The organism is Niastella sp., assembly GCF_045805085.1.
Lineage (GTDB): Bacteria > Bacteroidota > Bacteroidia > Chitinophagales > Chitinophagaceae > Niastella.
The window spans coordinates 1-8714 of the sequence record NZ_JBJMLX010000434.1 but is presented as its reverse complement, the minus strand read 5'-3'; the positions used below and the strand labels follow the sequence as shown (position 1 = coordinate 8714).

At 46.7% G+C, this 8714-nt stretch carries 8 protein-coding genes; 4 read left to right on the top strand and 4 right to left on the bottom strand.

Features of this window, described 5'->3' with window-relative positions; translation table 11 throughout:
* Both ACJ751_RS22880 and fdhD read right to left on the bottom strand, forming a co-directional pair.
* Positions 1 to 197: hypothetical protein (locus ACJ751_RS22880; protein WP_407747855.1), on the bottom strand; the 197-nt coding region annotated here is incomplete at its 3' end.
* Between the two features lie 203 nt (positions 198 to 400).
* Complete coding sequence (fdhD, locus tag ACJ751_RS22875) at positions 401 to 1234, bottom strand: formate dehydrogenase accessory sulfurtransferase FdhD (RefSeq protein WP_407747854.1); 834 nt, start codon at positions 1232 to 1234, stop codon at positions 401 to 403.
* Between fdhD and ACJ751_RS22870 the strand changes: the two genes are divergently transcribed.
* The 4 genes from ACJ751_RS22870 (at position 1229) to ACJ751_RS22855 (ending at position 6145) form a co-directional block, all read left to right on the top strand.
* Positions 1229 to 1654: a hypothetical protein gene (locus tag ACJ751_RS22870; protein WP_407747853.1), complete on the top strand. Its 426-nt coding sequence runs from the start codon at positions 1229 to 1231 to the stop codon at positions 1652 to 1654. The two genes, fdhD and ACJ751_RS22870, sit on opposite strands and share 6 nt — an antisense overlap.
* A 138-nt stretch (positions 1655 to 1792) precedes the next feature.
* Positions 1793 to 3328 carry an alpha-N-arabinofuranosidase gene (locus ACJ751_RS22865; protein ID WP_407747852.1) on the top strand — a complete coding sequence of 512 codons (1536 nt, stop codon included), beginning with the start codon at positions 1793 to 1795 and terminating at the stop codon, positions 3326 to 3328.
* Positions 3329 to 3404: 76 nt separating this feature from the next.
* On the top strand, positions 3405 to 4547 hold the full coding sequence (locus ACJ751_RS22860) for an aldose epimerase family protein (protein ID WP_407747851.1): 1143 nt from the start codon (positions 3405 to 3407) through the stop codon (positions 4545 to 4547).
* Positions 4548 to 4711: 164 nt separating this feature from the next.
* Positions 4712 to 6145 carry an arabinose isomerase gene (locus ACJ751_RS22855; protein WP_407747850.1) on the top strand — a complete coding sequence of 478 codons (1434 nt, stop codon included), beginning with the start codon at positions 4712 to 4714 and terminating at the stop codon, positions 6143 to 6145.
* 62 nt (positions 6146 to 6207) lie between these two features.
* Here the strand turns inward: ACJ751_RS22855 and ACJ751_RS22850 are convergent, their stop codons facing one another.
* The gene (locus tag ACJ751_RS22850) at positions 6208 to 8391 is read right to left on the bottom strand and encodes a glycogen debranching N-terminal domain-containing protein (RefSeq protein ID WP_407747849.1); all 2184 of its coding nucleotides are present in this window, start codon (positions 8389 to 8391) and stop codon (positions 6208 to 6210) included.
* Positions 8392 to 8419: 28 nt separating this feature from the next.
* Positions 8420 to 8714: glycosyltransferase (locus ACJ751_RS22845; RefSeq protein ID WP_407747848.1), on the bottom strand; the 295-nt coding region annotated here is incomplete at its 5' end.

The following is an 8714-nucleotide window of genomic DNA, read 5'->3' as shown; positions in this document are numbered from 1 at the left end:
GGACAATCGAACCCGCCTTTCTGGTTCATATGGTTCAGCGCCTTCAAACCACGGACAGCGCCAGCTTCCCCCACCACTTGTTTTATCGATTCCACAATGGCCGGTATTCCTGCCGCAGATTTCTTGATATGCCCCAGGTGTAATCCGGTGAAATGTTCAGGATTCTCGGCACCGGGAATGTTTTTATTGTCGCTCATCTTATTTAAACGAAGTTCTTCTTAATAACGAATTTTTGAGGTCGTAAGTTGAATCGTGAAACGGCAAACGTGAAACGTGAAAGGGTTCGCGACGAGGTTACATTCCTCACAAATTTCATCTTCCTCTTATTTCATCCTTCGCCCTTTATCAACCCTGTCAACTTCAACTTGTTAACTTGTCAACTTGTTAACTCGTCAACTGATCAACTGGTCAACTCGCCCACCCGCACCCTGTAAGCCCCACTATACACATTAAACCTATCCTTCCGCAAAAATCCTATTAAAGTAATATTATGTTCCGTAGCCAGTTGCACGGCCAAACTGGAGGGCGCCCCTACAGCAGCAATAACCTGGATGCCAGCCATCACAGCTTTTTGTATCAGCTCAAAACCGGCACGACCGCTCAATAGCAATATACATTGATGTAAAGGCAATTGCCCGTTTTGCAAAGCGGCGCCAATTACTTTATCTACGGCATTATGGCGACCCACATCCTCACGCAGCAGTAAACACTCACCAGTTAAATTAAAGAGGCCGGCAGCATGCAATCCGCCCGTGCTTTCAAAAACCACCTGTTTTTGTTGCAGGGTGTGTTGCAACCCGTAAAACACACCGGCGTGCACCGCCAGGTCTTCCCGTTGATGGGTAAAAACCGGCACCGTTTTAATGGAGTCGAGATCCGTTTTGCCGCAAACGCCACAACTGGAAGTGGTAAAGAAGTTCCGTTCGGCCTGCTGTAATTGCGGTACCACACCGGGCTTCAGGGTTACCAATATCCTGTTTTCCTGCGGCAGGATATGTTGTATTTGCTCAATATGTTGAACAATGCCTTCGGTAAACAGGAAACCAGCCGCCAGTTCGGCATCATTCCCAGGGGTACGCATGGTAACGGAAATGTTTTTTTGTGCATACCCGGTAGGTTCCTGCCAACCCAGCTGTATTTCAAGCGGTTCTTCCACGGCCAGTTCGTCTTCTACTTCCGTTTGCTCACCGGCATTGATCTTTTTTATTTTAATATGGGCCACTGATGGTTGCATAGATCAAAGTTAGTAAAAAGGCAGCAGGGAGTAGGGAAGGGTTACTGTGAATGGAAAATAGCTTCCTGGCAAAAGGTAGAAGGCAGACGGCAGAAGGCAGAAAGCAGAAAGAAAGACAATAGGCAGTGGTCAGTAGGCAGTGGTGAGAAAGGCGGACGGCCTTTCTACGCTAAAGCTTGCGCCTCCTCCGCCAGCTGGCGGATTCAGCAACACGCGGACGGCGGGCAAAGCAGAGAAGGCCTCACGAAACTGCAAGCTCGCCGCCGCGAAAGCAGCAACAGCAAACGTGAAATTAGTCCCAGCGTTTCGACTTCGCTCAGGGCCATGTTGAAAACGTTTACACCACTCAAAACCAAGAGCATTGGCTGCCGCGAACAAATTTCTGCCTTCTGCCGTCTGCCTTCTGCCAAAAAAATATAAGTGTAAAATTGACAGATATGCTGTTTTATCTTAGTTTCACGGTGCTAAATAAAAACGATTGCTATGCTGACTACTGTCATCCTTTCTATACGCGACCAATACTTTACATTCATTAATTATTCATTTTAAAGTTCTTACATGAAACGCTTGCTTTTTGCTTGTACAACACTGTTTGCTTTAAACTCGCTTGCCCAAAACAACCTGACCTTTAAGGTAGACGCTGCTACAACTACCATCAACAAGAACATTTATGGCCATTTTGCCGAGCACCTGGGCCATTGTATTTATGGTGGTTTTTATGTGGGTGAGGGAAATACCAAAGTACCCAACACAAATGGGGTACGCAACGATGTTATAGACGCCTTAAAAAAATTAAAGATCGCCAACCTGCGCTGGCCGGGTGGTTGTTTTGCCGATACCTACCATTGGAAAGATGGGATTGGTCCTAAAAACAAGCGGCCTACGATGGTAAACGCCTGGTGGGGTGGTGTTACGGAGGACAACAGCTTTGGCACCCACGATTTTTTAAATATGTGCGAACTGATCGGTACAGAACCCTACCTCGCGGGTAATGTAGGCAGTGGTACTGTACAGGATCTAACCGATTGGGTACAATATGTAAACTTCAACGGAAAAAGCCCCATGAGCGATCTGCGTCAACAGAATGGCCGGGAAAAACCCTGGCATGTAGCGTTCTGGGGCGTGGGCAATGAAGCCTGGGGCTGTGGTGGTAACATGACACCAGAACACTATGCCGATGTATATCGCCAGTATGCCACCTTTATGACCGGCGTGTCTAATGAAACCAAGATCTTCCGTATTGCCTCGGGCGCCAGCTCAAATGATTATAACTGGACAGAAGTGCTGATGAAAAAGATCCCGCTCAATATGCTGGGTGGTGTGGCATTGCATCATTATTCGGTGATAGATTGGCAAAAAAAAGGTTCAGCAGTTGATTTTAGCGAACAGCAATATTTCCAGATCATGAAACAGGCCCTGTTCATGGACTCCCTGGTGATAAAGCATTCCGCCATTATGGATAAATACGATCCTGAAAAACGTGTAGCCCTGGTAGTGGATGAATGGGGCGGCTGGTATGAAGTAGAACCAGGCACCAACCCTGGTTTTCTGTATCAGCAAAACACCATGCGCGATGCCATGATCGCCGGCTGTACCCTGAATATTTTCCATAACCATTGCGACCGCGTTCGCATGGCCAACCTGGCGCAAGCCATCAACGTGCTGCAGGCTGTTATTCTCACCAATGAAGAAAAGATGATCCTGACGCCTACGTATCATGTAATGGAAATGTATAATGTGCACCAGGATGCTAAAATGGTACCCCTGACCATTAAGTGTAATGATTATGTGTTTGGGAATGAAAAACTACCGGCTATTTCCGCCTCTGCCTCCAAAGACTCAACCGGCGCTATGCATATTTCCCTGGTGAATATCGATTCAAAAGCTGCGCAGGATATCAGCATTACACTGGAAGGCGGGAATTATAAAACCGTTGGCGGCCGCATACTTGCTTCGGCCAAACTGCAGGACCATAACACTTTTGAACAACCTGCTAAAATAAAACCCGTACCATTCCAGGGCGCAGCATTAAAAGGCAAAACGCTTACTGTAAAAATGCCGCCTTTCTCAGTGGTTGTGCTGGAGTTAAAATAAGGTGTTTGGGAAAATATCCAGATATTTGACAAGTTTTCAAATAAACCTTTTTTATAAACTCAATAAGGTATACCATATGAACAAATTGATTTGCCATGTAGCATTGCTTGCGCTGCTTACCGGCGTAGCATCCTGCGGAGGCGAAAACAAACAACCTTCAACAGAAAAAACGCAAGAAATGATCAAAGCAGGTGTTACCTCAAAAGATTGGGGTGAAACAGATGGAAAAAAAGTACAGTTGTTTACCCTTACCAATAAAAACGGCGTTACTGTAACCATCACCAACTATGGTGGCGTTGTAACCTCATGGGTTACGCCTGATAAAAAAGGCAATAAATCAAGTATAGTAGTAGGCATGGAAAGCCTGGCGGAGTACCTGAAAAAACCACCTTACTTTGGCGCGCTCATTGGCCGTTATGGCAACCGCATTGGGGATGCGAAATTCAAGCTGGATGGAAAAACCTATACCCTGGCCGCCAATAACGGAAAAAATAACCTGCATGGTGGTAACAAAGGTTTTGATAAAGTAGTGTGGGATGCTACTCCGGCTGCCGACAGCACACCTGCGCTTACCTTAAGCTACCTGAGCAAAGATGGTGAAGAAGGTTTTCCCGGCAACCTGAAAGTAACGGTAGTGTATACGTTAACTGATGACGACGCCCTGAACATCGACTACTCTGCAGAAACTGATAAAGCCACACCGGTTAACTTAACCAATCACAGTTATTTCAACCTCACTGGCAGCACTGAGAATACTATTCTGAATCACAGCCTGCAGATCAATGGCGATAAATATACCCCGGTTGATACCACGTTGATCCCTACTGGTGAGATCAAACCGGTAAAAGGAACGCCATTTGATTTTACCAAGGCAGAAACCATTGGCGCCCGCATCGACTCTGTACCTGGCGGCTATGACCATAACTTTGTGTTGAACCGTACCGACAGCACCCTGCAACTGGCAGCTACTTTGTCTGACACTACCAGCGGTCGTAAACTGGAAGTATTCACCACTGAACCTGGCATCCAGTTCTACAGCGGTAACTTCCTCGATGGTACGTTTACAAGCGGTGGCCATCCCGTAAAATTCCGCACCGCGCTTTGTTTGGAAACCCAACATTTTCCGGATTCTCCAAATAAACCAAAATTTCCATCTACCATCCTGAAACCAGGACAGAAATACCATACTGTAACCAGGTATAAAGTTTCGTTACAGTAATTGGGTCAACAGACTTTTAAAAAGGAGGGTTCCCGCTAATTGGTGGGGACCCTCCCTTTTTTAACACCCGTTGCCGCGTTGCGGCTTTTGCCTTCTGCCCTCTGCCTTCTGCCCTTTTTACCATCCCACTGGTGGTGCAGAACCCATTTTTCGTATAGATAATCATGAAGAATACGCCTGCATTTAAAATTGGTTTGTTTGGGATTGGACTGGATACTTACTGGCCGCAATTTGACGGGTTGAAAGAACGGCTGGAAGGTTATCTGTACGAAGTGCATGAACGCATTGCGGCACTGCACCCCCATATCGTAAATGCCGGCCTTGTTGATACGGCCGATAAAGCTTTTGAAGCAGGTTACCGCTTCAGGACCGAAGGCGTAAATATTATATTCCTGTACGTAACTACGTATGCCTTGTCATCCACGGTATTGCCTGTGGTGCAGCAGGCCAAAGTACCGGTGATCGTGCTGAACCTTTCACCCGAAGCGGCGATCAATTATGCAACCTTCAATAAAATGAACGACCGTACCCGCATGACGGGTGAGTGGCTGGCTTATTGCTCGGCCTGCCCGGTGCCGGAAATTGCCAATGTGTTCCTGCGCACCGGCATACAGTTTTACCAGGTAACCGGGATGTTGCGCAATGATGAAGAATGCTGGAAAGAAATGCTGGAATGGGTAGAAGCGGCAAAAGTGGCGCACACCATGTCGTTTAACCGCCTGGGTTGTATGGGCCATTATTACAGCGGCATGCTTGATATTTATGCTGACCTCACTCAACAATACCGCTTCTTTGGCGGACATATAGAACTGATAGAAGTGGATGAGCTGGCTGCCTTACGCCGCTCTGTTACTGATAAAGAAATTGATGAACACGTACAATTGTTTTACTCCACGTTTGATGTGCAGAGCGATTGTTCTGTAGAAGAACTACAACGGGCCGCGTGTACCTCTGTCGCGCTGGACCGGTTAGCTGATCAATACCAGTTAGGGTCCATGGCTTATTATTACAAAGGAACCGGTAATGACGATAATGAAGATACCATCAGCTCCATCATTCTTGGTAACTCCTTACTGACCGCCCGCGGTATTCCCGTAGCCGGGGAATACGAGATCAAGAATGCACAGGCCATGAAGATCATGGACAGCTTTGGCGCCGGCGGTTCCTTTACCGAGTATTACGCCTTGGATTTTAAAGAAGATATTGTTTTGATGGGGCACGATGGCCCGGGTCATATTGCCATTGCAGAAGGGAAAACTAAAGTTCGGCCCCTGTATGTGTATCATGGTAAAGTAGGACGCGGTTTATCTGTAGAGATGTCGGTAAAGAATGGACCCGTTACCTTGTTGTCGGTTGTGCAGCAGGGAAATGGTAAACTGTTGTTGTTAACCGCAGAAGCGGAATCCGTTCCCGGTCCCATATTAGAAATAGGCAATACCAATAGCCGCTATAAATTCTCCATTGGCGCCCGCCGTTTTGTGAACGACTGGAACAGCCATGGCCCTGCACACCACTGCGCCGTAGGGGTGGGGAGTATTGTGTCGAAGATTAAGAAGCTTGGGTTGTTGCTTGGTATGGAAGTGGTGCAGATATGCTGAGGTATGAAGTATGAAAAAGTTGACGGGTTAACTTGTTAACTGGTTAACTCGTCAACTTCTTATCATTTAATCGTCACTATCTCCCATCCCTCCGGTTTCTTCACTAAATGAATACCCAGGTCATGTTCATATTTGATCATATCCAACTCAAATTGTTCATTGCCAAACCGCAGGTTGGAGATCCTGACCTGTTTTAAATAATCCGGAAGCGTGGGTTTGTATAAGGTCAGCTTTTTTTCATAGCCATCAAAAGAAATGCTTAAACAAGCCTGTAGTAACAGGAATACCGCTGCCACCGACCAGGCCTGAGGTGAGCAGGCAACAGGGTAGGCGGTAGGCGCTACGCCCTGTCTGAACGGAAAGCCACAGAATAATTCGGGCAGCCGTTGCAACTCAATGAACAGGGACGCATCAAACAAACCCTGCATCAACCGCATGGCGGGCTCCATCATTCCATAACGTGCCATTCCATAGGCTGCAATGGCCGTGTCGTGTGGCCATACCGATCCATTGTGATACGACATAGGATTGTACCTGGCCGCGTTTGAAGATAAGGTGCGCAGTCCCCAGCCATTAAACATATTATCACTCATTAATAGTTGGGCTGCCCGGGCTGCCCTTTCGGGGGTAGCAATGCCCGAGTATAAAAGATGGCCCACATTCGACGATACTACCCGGCAGGGTTTTTTGTCGCCGTCGAGCGCCAGGATGTAGGTGCCTAATTGTTCATCCCAAAATACTTCGTTAAAACGTTGCTTCAGGTCCTGGGCTTCTTTTGTCAATTGTTCGGCCATCTCGTTGTGGCCTAAACGTTGCGCCATATAGGCCGCCTGTATTTTGGCATCGTACACATATCCCTGCACTTCACATAAGGCAATCGGAAAACTGGCCAGATCGCCATTCTCATGCGAGATGGAATCGTGCGAGTCTTTCCAACCCTGGTTGGCCAGCCCGCTTTCCGCTTTACGCTGGTATTCAACAAACCCATCCCCGTCCATATCGCCATATACTTTTATCCAGGTAAGCGCCTGTAAAATATTCTCCCAAATATTACGGATGGTGGCCAGGTCGTCGGTCCTTCTTAAATACTGACCCGCCAGCACAACGAATAAAGGGGTGGTATCTATGCTTCCATAATACAGTTTAAATGGAATTTCACCGGTTTCAGCCATTTCACCAGATCTTATTTCGTGTAAGATCTTTCCCGGCTCTGCATCCTGCAAAGGCAGGATCTTTGTTGCCTGCCGCGCTGCCTGGTATAATAAAACGCCCTTGGCAATATTGGGCGCTACCCACAGCGTTTCCAATGCAGTAAAGGTTCCATCCCGGCCAAATACCGTATTATACCAGGGCACACCTGCATAAGGATAACTACCATACGGCGTTTGCACCAGTAATGATAACAGATCGCTTTTCGACCGGTTGATCCAGTTATTGAATTGTTCATTATCGGTATAGATCTCCGCCACCAATTCCTTGCTCTTTTCCATGCCCGATTTTATCTTATCATAAGCAATGAAATAGGGCTCAAATTGAACAGGATTGGCATACACAGAAAATAATGAGGTGCAATTGATGCTGAATGTGCCGCCCTGTGGCGCCAGTTTGATCCTGTACGTTACCTTATTGTCTTTTATAGAAGCCGGCGCGGGATCAAAATGCAGGTTGGTTTGGCGTTCAATATTGTCAAGACCGGTATAGGAAACCACTATATGGTTGTTGCCTGATGCAAAGGGCGACTGTAATCTGCCGCGTTTTTTTCTTTCCATGCCCCGCACTTCGAAGATGTCCCTGAAGTCGGCGTCAAACGTGATCTCCAGGTCCAGTTCATGCGAATCGGAACCATAGTTATACAGGATGATCAATTCATGACAGGCCCCATCCTGCAGGAATTTACTGCGGGAGATATGTAACGTGCCTTTTGGTATCACTACATTGCTATCCCCGCTTATATCGGGATTAGTGAGGTCAACCGACAGCATTTCATTCTCGTTCTTTATATTGGAGCTGAGCAGCATGGGCCTGTAATGATTTATTTCCAGCTCCATGTCGCTGATGAACCGCGTGCCCTGGTGATATATGCCCTGCGAGCAGGTGCCGAATTGTTTTATATCACCCCACCGGTCAAAGATCCCAAACGTATCGCCATAATTTAAAGTCAGTACACGATCATCCGCATACGAAGAAGAAGCGAGAATGTAGTATTTGTCGTCATGTAGTTTTACCAGGGTGTCGTGTTTTTTCATAAATTTTAATTTATGGCTGGATTAGAACTTATTTTCTATACGTTGGTGTTAAGTAGTAAGATCTTTCGGATTGTTTGTGCAACGCTTTTTCGTACAGGCGTACATAATTTTGCGCCATTACTACATCGCTGAACTTCCTTTCAAATGTTTCACGACAGGTTTCTCTGCTTATTAAATGAATGTTTTTTAATGCTTCCACTGCTTTCTCTATGGTGTTCACGATAAACCCTGTTTTACCATGCTCTATGATCTCCGGTACGGAGCCATGATTAAAGGCAATGATAGGCGTACCACAGGCCATGGCTTCAATCAGAACCATACCG

What these genes read in the sequence shown, in the direction of transcription:
- fdhD (WP_407747854.1), bottom strand. Translation starts at nt 1,234, where the DNA reads ATGCAACCATCAGTGGCCCATATTAAAATAAAAAAGATCAATGCCGGT.
- ACJ751_RS22865 (WP_407747852.1), top strand. Translation starts at nt 1,793, where the DNA reads ATGAAACGCTTGCTTTTTGCTTGTACAACACTGTTTGCTTTAAACTCG.
- ACJ751_RS22860 (WP_407747851.1), top strand. Translation starts at nt 3,405, where the DNA reads ATGAACAAATTGATTTGCCATGTAGCATTGCTTGCGCTGCTTACCGGC.
- ACJ751_RS22855 (WP_407747850.1), top strand. Translation starts at nt 4,712, where the DNA reads ATGAAGAATACGCCTGCATTTAAAATTGGTTTGTTTGGGATTGGACTG.
- ACJ751_RS22850 (WP_407747849.1), bottom strand. Translation starts at nt 8,391, where the DNA reads ATGAAAAAACACGACACCCTGGTAAAACTACATGACGACAAATACTAC.